Raw genomic sequence first — 18117 nt, forward strand, 5'->3', positions numbered from 1 at the left:
GCCGGGTCAGAACGTGGGCCGGGGCTGGGAGGACAGATGCTCGCCCACCCGCTTCACCAGGACGGCCATCTCGTAGCTGATCGTGCCCGGGTCCACGTTCGCGTCGCTGAGAACGGTCAGGGACGCGCCCTCGCCGGCGGCGGTGACGAACAGGAAGGCGTTCTCCATCTCGATGATGCTCTGGTGGACGGAGCCGCCCTGGAAGCGGCGGCGGGCGCCCTGCGCGAGGCTCTGCAGGCCGGCGGCCAGCGCGGACAGGTAGTCGGCGTCCGCGCGGGTCAGTCCGGCGGACGCGCCCATCAGCAGGCCGTCGGCGGACTGCACCACGGCCATCGTCACCTCGGGGACCCGCTCCACGAGGCCGTTGATGAGCCAGTCGAGGTGGCCGGACGTCTCGGTCCGCTGCGTCGTCACGGGGTGTTCTCCTTCGTCGGGTCAGGCGCCGGAGCGGATGAGTTCCGCGGCGCGCCACGCCATCGCCATGATCGGTCCGTTCAGGTTGCCCGACACCATCGACGGCAGGACGGAGCAGTCCACGACGCGGAGGGCCTCGACGCCCCGGACGCGGAGCGCCCCGTCGACGACGTCGGTGCCGTCCGGGCCCATCGCGCAGGTGCCGATGGTGTGGTAGCCGCAGTAGCCCTGGTCGAGGGCGGCGTCGATGACGTCCTGCGGGTCCCGGACGCGGGGTCCGGGGTCGATCTCGGCCTGGACGCGGCCGGCGATCGGGTCGTGGGTGAACAGCTCGCGCACGCGGTGGAAGATGTCGACGCCGACCTTCCGGTCGTGGTCGGAGGTGAGGTAGCCGGGGTCGATGTCGACGGGGGCGTCGGGGTCGGCGGACGTGATGCGCAGGCTCCCCTCGCTGTCGGGCCGCAGGATGTAGCCGAGCGCGCTCATGCCGGGTTCGCGCTCGAGGCGGAGCGCCTTGCCGGGCACCTGCGGCGCGGCGGAGAACGGCGCGAAGAGGAACTGGGCGTCGGGACGGTCGAGCCCGGGGCGCGACTTGAAGAACCCGATGACGTCGTAGGCGGGGACGGCGAGCGGGCCGCGCCGGGACGCGAGGTACTTCAGGCCGGCGAGGGCCTGCCGGGGGCCGGTGCCGAGCAGCCGGTTGTAGCCGAGGTCGTCCTTGAGGCGGAATTGGAGTTTGAAGCAGCGGTGCTCGCGGAGGCGGGCGCCGACATTCGGGCTGTCGACGAGAACGTCCACTCCGGCGTCGCGCAGGACATCGGCGGGACCGATGCCGGAAAGCTGAAGAAGTTTCGGAGTGGCCAGGCTGCCGGTGGCGATGATCACTTCGGCGTTCGCGCGATAGTCGCCGGCCCGAGTGGCGACTCCGATCGCGCGGCCACTTTCGGCCAGAATTCGCGTGGCATGGGCGTCGGTGACAACGGTCAGATTGGGACGTTTCTCTGCCGGCCGGAGGAACGCGTGGGCCGCGCTGACGCGGCGGCCGTCCCGGATCGTGGACATGGCGTAGCCGATGCGCTCGTCATCGGATTCGTTGAGGTCCTGGACGCGCCGCCAGCCGAGCCGCCCCGCCGACTCCATGGCCTCCTCGCACAGCTCCTCGGCGACGGCCGCCGTCGAGATCGGGAGGGGGCCGCCGACCCCCCTGGTGGCGGTGCCTCCGAGGGCGTTGTCCTCGATCTCCTTGAAGACGGGAAGGAGCACGTCCCAGGCCCAGTCCGGGTCGCCGAGCGCGTCGTAGTCGGCGCGCGCTCCGCGGTTGTAGACCATGCCGTTGATGGCGCTGGAGCCGCCGAGCGTCCGGCCCCGCACCCAGTCCTCGACGCGTCCGGACGGCCCGATCGGCCGGACGGGGAAATGCCAGGCCAGGGACGGATGGTCCATGAGCAGGCCGAACCCTTTGGGAATGCGGATCAGCGGACTGCGGTCGCGTCCGCCGGCCTCCAGAAGGAGCACCGTGACATCCGGGTCGGCGGAGAGCCGGTCGGCGAGCACGCAACCGGCGGATCCGGCTCCGACGATGATGTAGTCGAAATCGTGCAAGAGGGCTCCTTCGTCTCCGCGCGATAATCCCACCGGTGCCACCCGAAGATCCACAAAATGGTTACAGTCGTGCAAATCGCCCGCTACCGTAACGCGGTGTTCCGTCCCGCATGATCGAGTTGAGAGACGCGACGATGAACGATGTGAACGCCCGCCCGGCCCTCCGCGCGGAACGGCGTCCCGCACGATGAGGGCGCGCCGGGGGTCGATCCGCTTCACGCTGTTCGGCCTGCTCACGATCCCGCTCGTCTCGCTCGTCGCGCTCTGGGGCTTCGCGGCGCAGGGGGCGGTCTCGGACGCGCTCGAGAAGCGCAACCTCGACACCGTCAACCGGGTCTACGGCGACGCCGCCACCGCCATGCTCGTCCAGGTCGCGCAGGAGCGGACCGAGTCGGTGATGTGGCTGAGCGCCCGCGGGCAGCTCCCCCGGACGGCGATGGACGCGCAGCGCCGCCGCACCGACGGCACCCTCGACAGCGTCCGGCGGGCCTTCCGGTCCGACTCGTTCCGCCGCGGGCTGAACGACGAGATGAAGCAGCGGCTCGCCACCATGGAGAGCAAGATCGACCAGCTGGGCGCCGTCCGGCAGGGCATCGACTCCGGGACGACCGCGAAGCTCACCGTCTTCAACTCCTACAACGACGTCATGGACGCGCACTTCGGCCTGGTCTTCCGGATGATCGGAATCAAGGACCACACGATCTACCGCCAGGCGTACCAGCTCACCCAGGCGTCCCTCGCGCAGGAGCTCGCCGCGCGCTCGGCGACGCTCGGCGGCGGCGCCCTCATCGCGGGCGGGGTGATGTCGGCCGACGAGCGGGCCACGTTCACCCGGCTCGTCAACGAGCAGCGGTACCTTATGGCGGACTCCATCGCCCAGTTCGAGCCGCGGATCAGCGCGCCCTACGCGCAGCTGCTCGCGTCCCCCGCGTACCGGGAGCTCCGGGCGCTGGAGGACCGCATCATGGCGCATCCCGGCGGCAGGGCCCGGCTGCCCATCAAGCCCATGGCGTGGAAGACGGCGACCGAGACCTACATCGGCGGTCTCGCCAGGGCGCTCGGCGTGTCCCGCAACATCCTCGGCGAGCGGTCGAAGTCGTCCGGCGACGCGATCCTGCTGCGCCTGGGGCTGGTCGGCGGCGTCGGCCTCCTCGCCGTCCTGCTGTCGGCGTTCCTGATGCTGCGGTTCGGCCGCCGCGTCAGCCGGGAGCTGAACGGCCTGCGGTCGGCGGCGCGCGAGCTCGCCGAGCAGCGGCTGCCCGAGGTCGTCGGCCGGCTGAGCCGCGGCGAGGACGTCTGCCCGGACGAGGCGGCGCCGCCGCTGCGGATCGGGAGGACCGCCGAGGTGGCGGACGTCGCGGAGGCGTTCTCGTCCGTGCAGCGGACCGCGGTGGAGGCGGCCATCGGCCAGGCCGACATGCGCAAGGCCGTCAACCAGGTGTTCCGGAACCTGGCCCGCCGCAACCAGTCGCTGCTGCACCGGCAGCTGACCATGCTCGACACGCTGGAGCGGAAGGCGAGCGATCCGGAGGAACTGGAGGACCTGTTCCGGATCGACCACCTCACGACCCGCATGCGCCGGCACGCGGAGGGCCTGATCATCCTGTCCGGCGCGACGCCGGGCCGCGGCTGGCGCCGCCCGGTCAAGGTCCTGGACGTGCTGCGCGGCGCGATCGGCGAGATCGAGGACTACCAGCGGGTCGAGGTCGCGAGCAACGCCGAGGAGTCGGTCGTCGGCGGCGCCGTCGCGGACCTCATCCACCTGCTGGCGGAGCTGGTCGAGAACGCGGTCTCGTTCTCCCCGCCGAACACCCACGTCGAGATCAACGCGGGGCTGGTCGGGAACGGGTTCGTGGTCGAGATCCACGACCGCGGGCTCGGCATGAGCCCGGAGCGGCTCGCCGCGGTCAACGAGCAGCTCGCCCGGCCGCCGGAGTTCAGCCTGTCGGACGGCGACCAGCTCGGCCTGTTCGTCGTCGGGCACCTCGCCCACAAGCACGGCATCCGGGTGTCGCTCGTCCCGAACGCCTACGGCGGCCTGAAGACCATCGTGCTGCTGCCGCACCTCCTCGTGGTGACGCCGGACGAGATGCGCGAGGGCATCGGCCAGGAGCCCCCGGAGCCCGAGGCGCGGCCGGAGTTCCCGACCGGCCCGCAGCCCGCGTACGAGACGGGGCCTCAGGCGGTGTACGAGACCGGGCCGCAGGCTTCCGTCGGCGCGCACCACGTCCCGCGGCACATGGCCCAGCCCCAACCCCAGCCCGAGCCGCAAACGCAGCCGCGAACGCAGCCGCAGGCCGCGCCGGTACCGGTGACCGTGCCGGCGCAGGGACCGGCGGCGGAGGACGCGAACGGCGGGAACGGCGCGAACGGCGCGACCCACGCGGGCATGCCGCGCCGGGTGCGCCGCGCGAACCTGGCGCCCGAGTTGCGGGGCGGCGGCGCGAACGGCACCGGGGAGACGCCCCGTCCGGGCGGCCGGTCGCCGGACCGGGCGCGGTCCGTCATGGCCTCGATGCAGAGCGGGTGGCAGCGCGGGCGCGCGACGCCCACCGGTGCGGACGACTCAGGCGACCGGGAACCCGACCCCGGCGCCGGGAACCGAGGTGAGCGATGACCATGCCCCGCACGGCCTCCGAGGTGGAGCGGCTGCTCGACGGCCTGGCCGGACGCGTCTCCGGCGTGGCGGGCGCGGTCGTGCTGTCCCGCCGGGGACTCGTCGTCGCGGCGTCCGGCGGCCTGAGCCAGGAGGACGCGGAGCACCTGTCCGCCCTGGTGTCCGGCGTCCAGGGCCTCGCGCGCGGCGCGTGCCGCCGGTTCGACGGCGGATCGGTGCTGCAGAGCGTCATCGAGATGGACACGGTGATCCTTTTCATGGCCCCGGCCGGGGAGGCCGCCACGGTCGCCGTGCTCGCCCGCGCCGACGCCGACGCGGGCGCGATCGCCTACGAGATCGCGGAACTCGCGACCCGGCTCGCCGACGCGGGTGCGGGCTCGGCGGGGTGACCGGCGATGGCGCCGAAGGACAGATGGCTCGACCAGGACGCCGGACCGGTGGTCCGGCCCTACACCCTCACCCGGGGCCGGACGCGGCCGCGCGGTGACGCCCTCGACCTCATCGTCGTCCTGGAGGCGACGAACATCCCGGAGAGCCCGCGGCTGCGGCTGAGCCCGGAGCACCGGATGCTGCTGGCGCTGTGCCGGCGGCCGATCGCGTTCGCCGACCTGGCGTCGGAGGTGGACCTGCCGGTCGGCGTGGTCCGCGTCCTGGTGGACGACCTGCGCGACGAGAACCTGGTCCGGGCGCTGAAGCCGACCCCGGCGGGCGACGCGCCCGACGAGTTCGTACTAAGGAAGCTGCTGCATGGACTCCGCGCACTTTGAGACAGCGCCCCCCGGAACCGCCGGGACCGGCGCGCCGCCCGACGCGGACCGCCCGATCACCGCGAAGATCCTCATCGCGGGGGGCTTCGGCGTGGGCAAGACGACGATGGTGGGCGCGATCAGCGAGATCCGCCCCCTGCGCACCGAGGAGCTCCTCACCGACCGGAGCGTCGGGGTGGACGACACGGCGGGCGTGGACCGCAAGACCAGCACCACGGTCGCGATGGACTTCGGCCGCATCACGCTCGAGGACAACCTGATCCTGTACCTGTTCGGGACGCCCGGCCAGCAGCGGTTCTGGTTCATGTGGGACGAGCTGGCGCACGGCGCGATCGGCGCGGTCGTCCTCGCCGACGTGCGGCGGCTCGCGGACTGCTTCCCGGCCGTCGACTACTTCGAGGACCGCGGCACCCCGTTCGTCGTGGCGGTGAACTGCTTCGACGGGGCGGCCCGGAAGGATCCGCGGGACGTGCGGATCGCGCTCGACCTGGAGGAGACGGTCCCGCTGGTGATGTGCGACGTCCGGCACCGCGAGTCGGCGAAGGGCGTGCTGATCACGATGATCGAGCACGTGCTGGGCGACGCGACGGTGCGGACCGGCGTCATCTGACCCGGGGCGGACGACGCCCTCCGCCCCGGGGGACGGAGGGCGTGCCCGCGGGGTTCAGGAGGCGTTCTTCTCCGCGTCCCTCTCGGCGGCCAGTTCCAGCGCGATGTCGATGAGCTGGTCCTCCTGCCCGCCGATGAGCTTGCGCTCGCCGGCGCGGACGAGGATCTGGGCGCCGGAGACGCCGTAGCGCTCGGCGTGCCGGGCGGCGTGCTTGAGGAAGCTGGAGTACACGCCCGCGTAACCCATCATGATCTCCATGCGGCCGAGGAGGCACTCGGAGTCCATGACGGGGCGGACGACGTCCTCCGCCGCGTCCACGATCTTCATGACGTCGATGCCGGTGCGGATGCCGAGCTTCTCGCAGACGGCGACGAACGCCTCGACGGGGGTGTTGCCCGCGCCGGCGCCGAGCCGGCGGACCGACCCGTCGATCTGCTTCGCCCCGGCCCGGACGGCGAGGACGCTGTTGGCGACGCCGAGGCCGAGGTTCTCGTGGCCGTGGAAGCCGACCTGCGCGTCGTCGCCGAGTTCGGTGACGAGGGCGGCGATGCGGTCGGAGGTGTCCTCCATGATGAGGGCGCCCGCCGAGTCGACGACGTACACGCACTGGCAGCCCGCGTCCGCCATGATGCGGGCCTGCTTCGCGAGGACCTCCGGCGGCTGGGAGTGCGACATCATCAGGAAGCCGACGGTCTCCAGGCCGAGCTCGCGGGCGAGGCCGAAGTGCTGGACGGACACGTCCGCCTCGGTGCAGTGCGTCGCGATGCGGCACACGGACCCGCCGTTGTCGGCGGCCTCGCGGATGTCGTCCTTGACGCCGACGCCCGGCAGCATCAGGAATGCGATCTTGGCCTGGGTGGCGGTCTTCACCGCTGCCTTGATCAGCTCCTGCTCGGGCGTCCTGGAGAACCCGTAGGTGAAGGACGAGCCGCCAAGGCCGTCGCCGTGCGTGACCTCGATGACGGGGACGCCCGCCGCGTCCAGCGCCGCGACGACGTCCACGACGTGCTCCAGCGTGAACTGGTGGCGCTTGGCGTGCGAGCCGTCCCGCAGCGAGGAGTCGGTGATCCGGATGTCGAGGGTGCCGGAGTAGGGCGCCATCTCAGTCCTCCTTCGCGGTGATCTGCGCGGCGAACGCCTCGCCGACACGGGTCGCGGCGGCGGTCATGATGTCGAGGTTGCCGGAGTAGGGCGGCAGGAAGTCGCCGGCGCCCTCGATCTCCAGGAAGACCGCGACGCGCGCCATCCCGCCGTTGACGTCGGACGGCTCGTCGAACTGCGGCTCGGCGCGCAGCCGGTAGCCGGGCACGTAGCCCTGGACCTCGGCGACCACGTCGTGGATCGATTCGAGGATCTTGTCGCGGTCGGCGTCGGGCGCGATCGAGCAGAAGATCGTGTCGCGCATCATCACGGGCGGCTCGGCCGGGTTCAGAATGATGATCGCCTTGCCGCGCTTCGCGCCGCCGATCGTCTCGATGCCCTTGGCGGTGGTGCGGGTGAACTCGTCGATGTTCGCGCGGGTGCCGGGGCCGGCGGACACCGACGACACGGACGCGACGATCTCGGCGTAGTCGACCTCGGCGACCCGGGACACCGCGTAGACCATGGGGATCGTGGCCTGGCCGCCGCAGGTGATGAGGTTGACGTTCGGGGCGTCCAGGTGGGCGCGCAGGTTGGCCGGCGGGATGATCGCGGGGCCGACGGCGGCGGGCGTCAGGTCGATCGCCGTGATGCCCGCCTCCCGGTAGCGGGGCGCGGCGGCGCGGTGCACGTAGGCCGAGGTGGCCTCGAAGACGAGGTCGGGCGGCTCGGGCCGGGACAGCAGCCAGTCGATGCCCTCGGCGCTGGCCTCCAGCCCCAGCTTGGCGGCGCGGGCGAGGCCCTCGCTCCCGGGGTCGACGCCGACCATGTAGCGGGGCTCGATGTTCTCGCTGCGCAGCAGCTTGTAGAGCAGGTCGGTGCCGATGTTGCCGGGGCCGACGATCGCGGCGGTCGCCGCCATGGTTTCCTCCTATTTGAAGGTGAGCGAGACGGAGCCGAGATCGGTGAAGTCGGCGGTGAAGGTCTGCCCCGCGGCGACGTCGATCGCGCGGGTGCAGGAGCCGGGCAGGACGACGTGCCCGGCGTGCAGGCGGACGCCGAATGAGGCTACCTTGCGGGCGAGCCAGGCCACGGCGATCACGGGGTCGCCGAGGACGGCGTCGGAGCGTCCGGAGACGACGAACTCGCCGTCGCGCCGGAGGGTCGCGTCGATCGCCTTCAGGTCGAGGTCCTTCGGGGAGCGGCCCTCGCCGATCACGTACCCGGCGGACGACGCGTTGTCGGCGATGGTGTCCTCGAGCTTGATCCTCCAGTCGGCGATGCGGCTGTCGATCAGCTCCAGGGCGGGGACGACGCGCTCGGTGGCGGCGATGACGTCCGCCTCGGTGCAGTCCTCGCCGGGCAGGTCGGCGCCGAGCACGAACCCGACCTCGACCTCGACGCGCGGGCGGCAGTACCGGTCGGCGGCGACGGGCTCGCCCTCGGACAGGGCCATGTCGCCGAGCAGGTGGCCGTAGTCGGGCTCGTCCACGCCCATCATCTGCTGCATGGCCTTGGACGACAGGCCGACCTTGTGGCCGTGGACGACCGCGCCCGCGTCCAGCCGCCGCCGGATGTTGACGAGCTGGATCTCGTAGGCGTCGACCACGTCGATGCCCGGATACGTCTCCGTGAGGGGCGCGATCGGCGATCGTTCCAGCTCCGCGGCCCAGAGCCGGTCCGCGACCTCGCGGCGCCGTTCGTTGGTCAGCATGCCCGTGACGCTACGAGCCGCTCCGCGCCGACGCTCGTTCGGTCCCACTGGGCGGGAGGGCCCTTCACCGCGACGGGCCGCGTACTCTACCAAACAGTTGTTAGAAAATTGGGGAGGCTCAATGGATCTCGATTTCGGGCCGGAGGACGCGGCCTTCCGCGCCGAGGTGCGGGACTGGCTGCGCGCGCACGTGCCCGCCGAGCCGCTCCCGTCCCTGGAGACCGAGGAGGGCTTCGCCGCCCACCGGGAGTGGGAGAAGGCCCTCGGCGGCGCGCGCCTCGGCGTCGTGTCGTGGCCGCGCGAGTACGGCGGGCGCGGCGCGTCCCTCCTCCAGTGGCTGGTCTTCGAGGAGGAGTACTACGCGGCGGGCGCGCCGGGACGGGTCAGCCAGAACGGCATCAACCTCCTCGCGCCGACGCTGCTGGAGCACGGCACGTCCGAGCAGCTCACCCGGATCCTGCCGCCGATGGCGGCGGGCGAGGTGATCTGGGCGCAGGCGTGGTCGGAGCCGGGCGCGGGCAGCGATCTCGCGTCGCTGCGCGCCACCGCCACCCGCGCCGACGGCGGCTGGCTCCTGGACGGCCAGAAGACGTGGAGCTCCCGCGCCGCGTTCGCCGACCGGGGCTTCGGCCTGTTCCGCTCCGACCCCGAGTCGGAGCGGCACCGGGGGCTGACGTACCTGATGTTCCCCCTCGACGCCGAGGGAGTGACGGTGCGCCCGATCGGGCGGCTCGACGGCAAGCCCGCGTTCGCCGAACTGTTCCTCGACAAGGTGTTCGTCCCGGACGCCGACGTCATCGGCGCCCCCGGCGACGGCTGGCGGGTCGCGATGAGCACCGCCGGGAACGAGCGCGGCCTCACGCTCCGCTCCCCCGGCCGGTTCACCGCCGCGACCGAGCGGCTCGTCGGCCTGTGGAAGGAGCGCGCAGACCCGTCCGACACGGCGATGCGCGACCGGGTCGCGGACGCGTGGATCCGCTCGCGCGCCTACCGGCTCAAGGGCTTCGAGACGATCTCCCGGTCGGACGACATCGGGTCCGAGTCGTCCCTGAACAAGATCTACTGGTCGGAGCTGGACGTGGCGCTGCACGAGACGGCGCTCGACCTGCTCGGCGCCGACGGGGAGCTGGAGTCGGAGTGGCTGGAGAACTACGTGTTCTCCCTCGCCGGCCCCATCTACGCGGGCACCAACGAGATCCAGCGCAACGTGATCGCCGAGCGGCTGCTCGGCCTGCCGAGGGGGGCCCGGTGAGGTTCGTCCTGTCCGCCGAGCAGAAGCTGTTCGCCGAGACGCTCCGCAAGCTGCTCGCCGACGCGGGCACCGCGGCGGCGGCCCGCGCCTGGGCCGCCGGCGACCGCGCGCCCGGCAGGCGGCTGTGGGCGTCGGTCGCCGAGACCGGCCTGTTCGCGCTGGCCGTCGCGGAGGAGCACGGCGGCGCCGGGCCGCTCCCCGTCGAGGTCGTCACGGCCGTCGAGGAGCTGGGCCGGTCCGCCGCGCCCGGCCCGTACGTCGAGACCCTGGCCGCCGCCGAACTGCTGGGCCGCACCGGGGGCTCCCTGGCCGGGACGTGGCTGCCGCGGATCGCGGAGGGCGAGGCGGTCGTCTCGCTGGCCGTCCCGTACGCGCTGGACGCCGACGCCGCCGACCTCGTCCTGGACGGGGAGGGCCGCGAGGCCGCGGTGACCGGGGACGTGCGCACGTCGCTCGACCCCGCCCGCCGCCTGTTCGCGGTCGAGGGCGGCGGGGACCCGACCGACTTCGGCGTGCTGCTGTGCGCGGCGCAGCAGCTCGGCATCGGGCAGGCGCTGCTTGAGGTGTCCGTCGACTACGCGAGGACGCGGCGGCAGTTCGGCCGCGCCATCGGCGAGTACCAGGCGCTCAAGCACCATCTGGCGAACGTCATGGTGGAGCTGGAGTTCGCGCGGCCGCTGCTGCGCGGCGCGGCGCTCGCGTACGGGACGCCGGAGTTCACCCGGGACGTGTCCGCCGCGAAGGTCGCCGCGTCCGAGGCGTCCTACCTGGCCGCCAAGACCGCCCTCCAGGTGCACGGCGCCATCGGCTACACCGACGAGTACGACCCGTCGCTGTGGATCCGCAAGGCGCGCGCCCTGTACTCGGCGTGGGGCTCCCCCGCCGAGCACCGGGCACGGGTCATGCGCGCTCTCTGAGCTCCACCCGGCGGACCTTGCCGGACGCGGTCTTCGGGAGGTCGTCCACCAGGACGACCTCCCGGGGGACCTTGAAGTTCGCGAGCCGCTCGCGGCAGTGCGCGATCAGCTCCTCGGGCGCGGCGGTCCTGCCGGGGCGCAGCCGGACGTAGGCGCGGCCGACCTCGCCCATCCGCGCGTCGGGCACGCCGACGACACCGGACTCGGCGACCGCGTCGTGCCGGGCGAGGACGTCCTCGATCTCGGCCGGGTACACGTTGAAGCCGCCGACGACGAACATCTCCTTCGTCCGGCCGGTGATGCGGAGGTTGCCGCGCCCGTCCAGCCGGCCCTGGTCGCCCGTGTCGAGCCACCCGTCGCGGATCGTCTCCGCCGTGGCGTCCGGATCGTCCAGGTAGCCGAGCATGACGTTGTAGCCCCGGACGAGGATCGCGCCGTCGGTTCCCGCCGGGACCTCCGCGCCCTTCTCGTCCACGATCTTCACCTCGACGTCCTCGATCGGCCGGCCGCAGGTCGTCGCGATCGTCTCGTCGTCGTCGTCCAGCGAGCAGGCCGTGACGGTACCGGACGACTCGGTCAGCCCGTACGCGGTGATGACCTGCGGGAACAGCTCCGCTCGGATGCGCTGCACGAGCGCGACGGGAACGTCCGCGGCGCCCGTGACGGCGAGCCGCAGGGAGGACAGGTCGCGGTCGGCGCGGCCGGGCGCGTCCAGCAGCGACGTGTAGATCGTGGGCGGGCCGGGCAGGACGGTGATCCTCTCCTGCTCGATCAGCCGCATCGTCTGGCCGGGCTCGAAGACCCGCTGGAGCACCATCGTGGCGCCGCGCAGCAGGCACGCCAGCACGCCCGCCTTGTAGCCGAACGAGTGGAACATCGGGTTGACGATCAGGTACCGGTCGCCCTCGGAGAGGCCGTTCCGGTTCGTCCACGCGGAGTACGTCCGGACGTTCTGCTCGTGCGTGACCATGGCGCCCTTGGGGCGGCCCGTCGTCCCGGACGTGAACAGGATGTCGGCGACGTCGCCCGGCTCGACGCTCGCGATGCTCTCGTCGATCTCCTCGCTCGAGTAGTCGGTGCCGGTCTCGATGAACCCCTCCCAGCCCATGACGCCCGCGCGCTCTTCGCCGTTGAACGTGACGACGGCCTCCAGGTCCGGCAGGCCGGGGACCTCGCCGTCGCCGTCCATGCCGAGCATGCCCGGATAGTCGAGGCCGAGGAAGCCGTCCTCGATGAAGAGGACCTTCACCTTCGCCCTGGACAGGGGCCAGCGCGCCTCGTCGCCCTTGTAGCGGGTGTTGATCGGGACGAGCACCGCGCCCGCGCCCATCGCGCCGAGCACGGCCGCGATCCACCGCACACCGTTCGGCGCCCAGATCGCGATCCGGTCGCCCTTCCCCACGCCCGCCGCCAGGAACGCGGCGGTGGCCTCCCGCGCCCGCTCGCGCAGCTCCGCGAACGTGACGCGGACGTCGCCGTCCACGACGGCCTCGGCGTCCGGGAACGCCTCCGCCGCGCGGGCGAGCACACCCGGAATGGTCAGTTCACTCATGGAACCTCCTCGAACCTCACTCGGCCGGCGCTGAGGACCGTGGTGCCGTCGACCGCCGCCTCGAACCGGGCGCCGTCTCCCCCGCCCGTCCACGCCGCGAGCGTCAGCCGGTCGCCGGGGAACACCGGGGCGGCGAACCGGCCCTCCAGCTCCACCAGGTCTGCGGGGTGCGCGCCGGTCGCGGCGGCCAGCGGCAGCGTCACCGCGGCGAGCGTGCACAGCCCGTGCATGATGGGGCGCGGCATCCCGGCGACCTTCGCGGCGTCCGGGTCGATGTGCAGGTGGTGGCGGTCGCCGAGGAGCCGGTACAGCGCCGCCTGGTTCGGCTGCGTGGCGACCTGCGTCGTGTGGTCGGGGACGGCCTCCGGGCGCGTCGCCGCGGACGGCCCGCGCTCGCCGCCGAACGCGCCGCGTCCGGGCGCGAACAGCGACCAGGTGGCCTCGAAGTGGTCGCTCTCCACCGCGACGTCGAAGACCGCGGCGCGGCCCTTGTCCCAGACCTCCGCGACCCGCGCGTCCATCGTGATCTCGCCGGACGCGGGCAGCGGCCTCCGGACGGCCAGCCGCTGCGTGCCGTGCACCGCCGTGGTGACGTCGAACGCCCCGGCCGAGCCGAGCACGTCCGGCGCCCACTGCGCGAGCGTGAGGGCGAACGTCGGCAGGACGCGGAGGTCCCGCTCGAAGACGAGGTCGAGGTCGGCGGCCCGCGCGCCGACGGCGAGCGCGTACAGGATCGGCTTGGTGTCGTCGTAGGCGACGGTGCGCGTGCCGAGGTGGCGGCCGCGCCAGTCTCCGGCGTTCTTCACATCTGCGCCGTTCACGCGTCCGCTCCCAGCATCAGGCCGCTGGTCGGGACGCCCGTTCCCGCGGTGACCAGGACGGTGTGGATGTCGCGCGGCTGGTTCACGGACGTGCCGCGGATGAGCCGGACGGCCTCGGCGATGCCGTTCATGCCGTGAATGTACGCCTCGCCGAGCTGGCCGCCGTGGGTGTTCATCGGCAGCCGCCCGTCCAGCTCCAGGTTGCCGTCCGCGATGAAGTCCTTCGCCTCGCCCTTGCCGCAGAATCCGAGCTCCTCGAGCTGCGGCAGGACGAGCGGGGTGAAGTGGTCGTACAGGATCGCGGCCTGCACGTCGGCGGGGGTGAGGCGGCTCTGCGCGTACAGCTGCCGCCCCACAAGGCCCATCTCCGGAATGCCGGAGATCTCGGACCGGTAGTAGGACGTCATCATGTGCTGCTCGTTGCCGGACCCCTGCGCGGCGCCCCAGATCAGGGCGGGCTTGTGCGGCAGGTCGCGGGCGCGCTCGGCGGACACGACGACGAGCGCCTGGCCGCCGTCGCTCTCCTGGCAGCAGTCCAGGAGGCGGAGGGGCTCGGCGATCCAGCGGGACGCCTGGTGCTCCTCCAGGGTGATCGGCCGCTCGTAGAACCACGCCTTCGGGTTCGTCGCGGCGTGCCTGCGGTCGACGACGGAGACGCGGCCGAAGTCGGCGCTGGTCGCCCCGTACTCGTGCATGTACCGGCGGGCGAACATGGCGACCCACTGCGCGGGGGTCGACAGCCCGAACGGCGTCATCCACGAGTACGCGGCGCGGTCGGCGCTGACGTCCATCGGGCGGTTCGCCTGGCCCAGCCCGTACCGCTCGCCGGACCGTTCGTTGAACGCCCGGTAGCAGACGACGACGTCCGCGACGCCGGTCGCGACCGCCATCGCGGCCTGCTGGACGGTCGCGCACGCGGCGCCGCCCCCGTGCCCGATCCGGGAGAAGAACGTCAGCTCGCCGATGCCGAGGTTGCGGGCGATGTGGATCTCGGAGCTGGTGTCGGCGGTGAACGTCACCATGCCGTCCACGTCGGACGGCTCCAGCCCCGCGTCGGTGATCGCGGCGAGGACCGCCTCGCAGGCGAGCTGGAGCTCGCTGCGCCCCGACTCCTTGGAGAACTCGGTCGCGCCTATGCCGACGATGGCTGCCGCGCCTGGGAGCACGCTCATCACGCGGCTCCTTCCGAAAGTTCGATGGTGACGGTGCCGGTGACGTGCGGGCCTATCGCGTTGACGCCCCGGACGGCGACCTCGACGCGGCGGGCGTCGTCGTCCTTGGCGGACACGCTGCCGGTCATCGTCATCGTGTCCCCCGGGTAGTTGGGGGCACCGAGGCGGATCTTAATGCCCTTGACGCGGGCGGCGGGGCCGGCCCAACCCGTCACGAACCGCTCGACCAGGCCGTTGCTGGTCAGGATGTTCATGAAGACGTCCTTGGAGCCGCGCTGGACGGCGAGGTCCGGGTCGTGGTGGACGTCCTGGTAGTCGCGGCCGGCGAGGGCCGTCGCGACGATCATCGTGCGGGTCAGCGGGATGGCCAGCTCGGGCAGCTCCTGGCCGACCGTCACGTCCTCGTACCTCACGACGCCTCCTGGAGGAGCGCGCCGAGGCGGTCGAGGTCGGCGGAGGCGCCGCCGAGGACGCCCGCGTTCTGCTTGCCCCACAGGAAGTACCGGTGGACAGGGTAGTCGACGTCCACGCCGACGCCGCCGTGCAGGTGCTGGGTGCGGTGGACGACGTTCAGACCGGCCTCGTCCGCCCACCACTTCGCGACGAGGACCGCCGCGTCGGCGGGCTCCCCGGCCGCGATCAGCGAGACCGCGTGCCAGAGCGAGACGCGGATGGCCTCGATCTCGATGAAGGAGTCGGCGAGCTGGTGCTGGACGGCCTGGAAGGTGCCGAGCGGGCGTCCGAACTGCTCGCGCTCGCCGAGGTAGTCGGCGGCGAGCCGCATCGCGCCCTCGGCCACGCCGATCTGCACGGCCGTCACCGCCACGCGCGTCAGGCGCAGCGCGGTCGCGAGCGCTCCGTCGCCGAGTGGTTCGGCGGGCGCTCCGTCCAGCGTCAGGTTCCCGGCCGCGTCGTGGCTGGTCGTCTCGGCCCGCTCCCAGGAAGCGCCCTCGGCGCCGGTCTCCATCAGGAACAGGCCGGGACCGTCCGGGGTCGCGGCGGAGACGAGCACGTGGCTCGTCCCGAAGGCCGTGGGAACCACCGCCTTCGTCCCGGTGAGCCGCCAGCCATCGCCGTCTCCGGCGGCGGTGCAGCGCGGCTCGGCCGGGTCGTGCGGGCCGAACTCCTCCAGCGCGAGCGTGAGCCGTCCGGTGCCCTCGGCCACGGCGGTGACCAGGTCGTCCCGGGTGCCGTGCTCGGCGAGCGTCAGCGCCGCGACGACCGCCGGCCAGACCGGGACGGGCGCGACGAACCGGCCCTGCTCCTCCAGGAGGACGGCGAGCGCGCCGATGCCGAGCCCTGCGCCGCCCTGCTCCTCCGGCAGCGCGACCCCGAGCAGCCCGGCGGACGCCAGCTCCGTCCACAGCGCCGTGTCGAAGCGCCGCTCCGACGTCTCGGCGGCGCGGATGCGCTCCTGCGTGGCGTGGTCGGTGAAGATCTGCCGGGCGAGCCCCCGGACCTCCTCCAGCTCCTCGCCAAGGGTGAAGTCCATCAGGTCTGGCTCCTCGGTCCGGCCGGGCGGAACACCGGCAGCGAAAGGTCGGGGTCGGGGTCGATCCAGTCGAGCGCGACCGGCATGCCGATCCGGACGTCGGCCGGTTCGATCCCGGTCATGTTCGCGATCAGCCGGGTGCCCTCCGCCAGCTCGATCACCGCGACGATCAGCGGGTAGTCGAACGCGGGGTGCCGGGGATGGTGGTTGACCACGTAGCTGTAGACGTGGCCGTTCCCGGACGACTCGACGGTGTCCCACGCGAACGAGCCGCACTGCGGGCAGCACGGGCCGGGCGGGTGCCGCAGCGACTTGCAGTCGGCGCACCGCTGGATGACGAGCCGGTGCTCCTTCGCCGCCTCGAACCAGAACGCGTTGTCGGGATTGATCGCGGGCCGGGGCCGCAGCGCCTTCGGCTTGGGTTTTTCGGCGGGACGGAACCGGAGCGTCCGCCACTTCTGCGTCGCGACGACCTCGCCGTTCGCGTCCCGGTAGGTGCGGATCGTGCTGATGAAGCGGCCGGTGCCGAGGCCGGTGGTCTTCTCCGGGGAGATCGACTCGACGCGCTCCTCCACGCTGACGTGGTCGCCCGGGACGAGCTCCCGCTCGAACGTGAACTCCGAGTCGGTCGCGACCACGGAGGTGTAGCCGCCCTCCGCCAGCAGCGCGACGAGTTCATCGCCGCCGGTCGGCGGGGCTGAGTCGGCGTTCACGGACGCCTTGTAGCCGCGCATCGTCCATGCCTGCATCATCGAGGCGGGCGCCACGACGCCGTCGCGTCCGGTGGCGCGGGCGGCGTCCTCGTCCAGGAAGACGGGATTGTCGTCCTCCATCGCCTCGACCCAGTGGCGGATCATCGGCACGTTCACCGGGTCCTGGCCGCGCCGGGGCTCGCTCAGCCGCCGCCCGACCCAGGACTGAAGCCTCTCCTCGTAGTTCATGAGCGCCTCGACCTCGGCAGTCCGAGTCCCTGGACGGCGACCATGTCCCGCAGGACCTCGTTGACGCCGCCGCCGAACGTGTTGACGATGCCCTGCCGGGACAGCTGCTCGATCTGCCCGGCGAGGGCCGCGCCCGGCGACTCCGGGCGGATCCGCCCGGCCGCGCCGAGCACCCCGGTCAGCGTCCGCTGGACGTCGATGTGCGTCTCCGTCCCGTACGTCTTCGTCGCCCCGGCCTGCGCGCCGGACAGCTCGCCCGCCTCGACGGCCGCGGTCATCTTCCAGTTCATGAGCCGCATCGCCTCGAGTTTGGCGTAGGTGCGGGCGAGGTCGCGGCGCACCCACGGGATGTCCGCGACGCCCTCGTCCCGCGCCCAGGCGGCGACGTCCTCCCAGAGCCGGATCATCCGGCCGCCGAGCGCGGCGAGCCCGATGCGCTCGTGGTTGAGCTGCGTGGTGATGAGGCCCCAGCCGCCGTCCACGTCGCCCACGACGTCGGACGCCGGGACGCGCACGTTCCCGTAGTAGGTGGCCGTCACCACCATGCCGCCGACGCACTGGATCGGGCTCCAGGAGAACCCCTCCGCGTCCGTCGGGACGATGAGGATCGAGATGCCCTTGTGCTTCGGCGCGTCCGGGTTCGTCCGGCAGGCCAGCCACACGTAGTCGGCGGTGTTCGCGCCGGACGTGAACACCTTGCTGCCGTCCACGACGAAGTCGTCGCCGTCCCGGACCGCGCGGGTGCGCAGCGACGCGAGGTCGGTACCGGCGTCCGGCTCGGTGTAGCCGATCGCGAAGACGATGTCGCCGGACAGGATGCCGGGCAGGAACCGCTTCCTCTGCTCGTCCGTCCCGTACCTCATCAGCGTCGGGCCGACCGTGTTCACGGTGACGAACGGGAACGGCAGGCCGGCCCGCTGCACCTCGTCGAAGAACACGTACTGCTCGGCGATCGACTTGCCCTGCCCGCCGTACTCGGTCGGCCAGCCGTAACCGAGCCACCCGTCGTTGCCGAGCATCTTGACGATCTCGCGGAACCGGGGCCCGCCGACGCCCTCCTCGCCGGCGCGGCGGCGCTCGTCCTCGGGCAGCAGGTTCGCGAAATACGCCCGTAGCTCCGCGCGCAGCCTCTGCTGTTCTGCGGACTCACGCAGGTCCATGGACAC

At 72.5% G+C, this 18117-nt stretch carries 18 protein-coding genes; 6 read left to right on the forward strand and 12 right to left on the reverse strand.

Annotated elements, in window-relative coordinates:
* Nucleotides 1-6: 6 nt before the first annotated feature.
* Nucleotides 7-414 (reverse strand): roadblock/LC7 domain-containing protein, encoded by a 408-nt coding sequence (locus tag IE99_RS0124175; protein ID WP_030175296.1) that lies wholly within the window; start codon nucleotides 412-414, stop codon nucleotides 7-9.
* 21 nt (nucleotides 415-435) lie between these two features.
* Entirely contained in the window at nucleotides 436-2016 is a 1581-nt protein-coding gene (locus IE99_RS0124180; protein ID WP_030175299.1) for a GMC family oxidoreductase, read from the reverse strand.
* A 187-nt stretch (nucleotides 2017-2203) separates the two neighbouring features.
* On the opposite strand from IE99_RS0124180, the gene IE99_RS0124185 reads away from it, so the two are divergent.
* The 4 genes from IE99_RS0124185 to IE99_RS0124200 are packed head-to-tail and all read left to right on the forward strand — an operon-like array spanning nucleotide 2204 to nucleotide 6010.
* A complete protein-coding gene (locus IE99_RS0124185) occupies nucleotides 2204-4633 on the forward strand; it encodes a sensor histidine kinase (protein ID WP_051713160.1) in 2430 nt (809 codons plus the stop codon).
* Nucleotides 4630-5022, forward strand: a complete 393-nt coding sequence (locus IE99_RS0124190) for a roadblock/LC7 domain-containing protein (RefSeq protein ID WP_030175304.1) — start codon at nucleotides 4630-4632, stop codon at nucleotides 5020-5022. Before IE99_RS0124185 ends, IE99_RS0124190 begins: the two co-directional genes overlap by 4 nt.
* Nucleotides 5023-5028: 6 nt before the next feature.
* Complete coding sequence (locus IE99_RS0124195) at nucleotides 5029-5400, forward strand: DUF742 domain-containing protein (protein ID WP_030175305.1); 372 nt, start codon at nucleotides 5029-5031, stop codon at nucleotides 5398-5400.
* Nucleotides 5381-6010, forward strand: coding sequence for a GTP-binding protein (locus tag IE99_RS0124200; protein ID WP_030175307.1), 630 nt, complete (start codon nucleotides 5381-5383; stop codon nucleotides 6008-6010). The genes IE99_RS0124195 and IE99_RS0124200 overlap by 20 nt, the downstream gene beginning before the upstream one ends.
* Nucleotides 6011-6064: 54 nt before the next feature.
* Here IE99_RS0124200 and dmpG read toward each other — a convergent pair whose 3' ends face one another.
* From dmpG to IE99_RS0124215, 3 genes are read right to left on the reverse strand one after another with little or no spacing between them, the layout of a single operon-like run.
* Nucleotides 6065-7111 (reverse strand): 4-hydroxy-2-oxovalerate aldolase, encoded by a 1047-nt coding sequence (dmpG, locus tag IE99_RS0124205; RefSeq protein WP_030175309.1) that lies wholly within the window; start codon nucleotides 7109-7111, stop codon nucleotides 6065-6067.
* Between the two features lies 1 nt (nucleotide 7112).
* Nucleotides 7113-8012, reverse strand: coding sequence for an acetaldehyde dehydrogenase (acetylating) (locus IE99_RS0124210; RefSeq protein WP_030175310.1), 900 nt, complete (start codon nucleotides 8010-8012; stop codon nucleotides 7113-7115).
* Between the two features lie 9 nt (nucleotides 8013-8021).
* On the reverse strand, nucleotides 8022-8804 hold the full coding sequence (locus IE99_RS0124215; RefSeq protein ID WP_030175312.1) for a 2-keto-4-pentenoate hydratase: 783 nt from the start codon (nucleotides 8802-8804) through the stop codon (nucleotides 8022-8024).
* A 121-nt stretch (nucleotides 8805-8925) separates the two neighbouring features.
* Here IE99_RS0124215 and IE99_RS0124220 point away from each other — a divergent pair, with 121 nt between their 5' ends.
* On the forward strand, nucleotides 8926-10056 hold the full coding sequence (locus tag IE99_RS0124220; RefSeq protein ID WP_030175315.1) for an acyl-CoA dehydrogenase family protein: 1131 nt from the start codon (nucleotides 8926-8928) through the stop codon (nucleotides 10054-10056).
* On the forward strand, nucleotides 10053-10973 hold the full coding sequence (locus tag IE99_RS0124225; RefSeq protein WP_030175317.1) for an acyl-CoA dehydrogenase family protein: 921 nt from the start codon (nucleotides 10053-10055) through the stop codon (nucleotides 10971-10973). The genes IE99_RS0124220 and IE99_RS0124225 overlap by 4 nt, the downstream gene beginning before the upstream one ends.
* Here the strand turns inward: IE99_RS0124225 and IE99_RS0124230 are convergent.
* The 7 genes from IE99_RS0124230 to IE99_RS0124260 are packed head-to-tail and all read right to left on the reverse strand — an operon-like array spanning nucleotide 10957 to nucleotide 18111.
* Nucleotides 10957-12525 (reverse strand): FadD3 family acyl-CoA ligase, encoded by a 1569-nt coding sequence (locus IE99_RS0124230; RefSeq protein WP_030175319.1) that lies wholly within the window; start codon nucleotides 12523-12525, stop codon nucleotides 10957-10959. The two genes, IE99_RS0124225 and IE99_RS0124230, sit on opposite strands and share 17 nt — an antisense overlap.
* A complete protein-coding gene (locus IE99_RS0124235) occupies nucleotides 12522-13346 on the reverse strand; it encodes a MaoC/PaaZ C-terminal domain-containing protein (protein WP_030175323.1) in 825 nt (274 codons plus the stop codon). Before IE99_RS0124235 ends, IE99_RS0124230 begins: the two co-directional genes overlap by 4 nt.
* Nucleotides 13343-14518 carry a lipid-transfer protein gene (locus IE99_RS0124240; RefSeq protein WP_051713162.1) on the reverse strand — a complete coding sequence of 392 codons (1176 nt, stop codon included), beginning with the start codon at nucleotides 14516-14518 and terminating at the stop codon, nucleotides 13343-13345. Before IE99_RS0124240 ends, IE99_RS0124235 begins: the two co-directional genes overlap by 4 nt.
* Nucleotides 14518-14931, reverse strand: coding sequence for a MaoC family dehydratase (locus tag IE99_RS0124245; protein ID WP_030175327.1), 414 nt, complete (start codon nucleotides 14929-14931; stop codon nucleotides 14518-14520). Before IE99_RS0124245 ends, IE99_RS0124240 begins: the two co-directional genes overlap by 1 nt.
* On the reverse strand, nucleotides 14928-16010 hold the full coding sequence (locus IE99_RS0124250; RefSeq protein WP_030175329.1) for an acyl-CoA dehydrogenase family protein: 1083 nt from the start codon (nucleotides 16008-16010) through the stop codon (nucleotides 14928-14930). Before IE99_RS0124250 ends, IE99_RS0124245 begins: the two co-directional genes overlap by 4 nt.
* Entirely contained in the window at nucleotides 16010-16951 is a 942-nt protein-coding gene (locus tag IE99_RS0124255) for a bifunctional MaoC family dehydratase N-terminal/OB-fold nucleic acid binding domain-containing protein (protein WP_030175331.1), read from the reverse strand. Before IE99_RS0124255 ends, IE99_RS0124250 begins: the two co-directional genes overlap by 1 nt.
* Complete coding sequence (locus IE99_RS0124260) at nucleotides 16948-18111, reverse strand: acyl-CoA dehydrogenase family protein (RefSeq protein ID WP_030175333.1); 1164 nt, start codon at nucleotides 18109-18111, stop codon at nucleotides 16948-16950. The genes IE99_RS0124255 and IE99_RS0124260 overlap by 4 nt, the downstream gene beginning before the upstream one ends.
* Nucleotides 18112-18117 lie beyond the last annotated feature (6 nt).

Source organism: Spirillospora albida (assembly GCF_000718255.1).
In the GTDB taxonomy this organism is placed as follows: Bacteria; Actinomycetota; Actinomycetes; order Streptosporangiales; family Streptosporangiaceae; genus Spirillospora; species Spirillospora albida.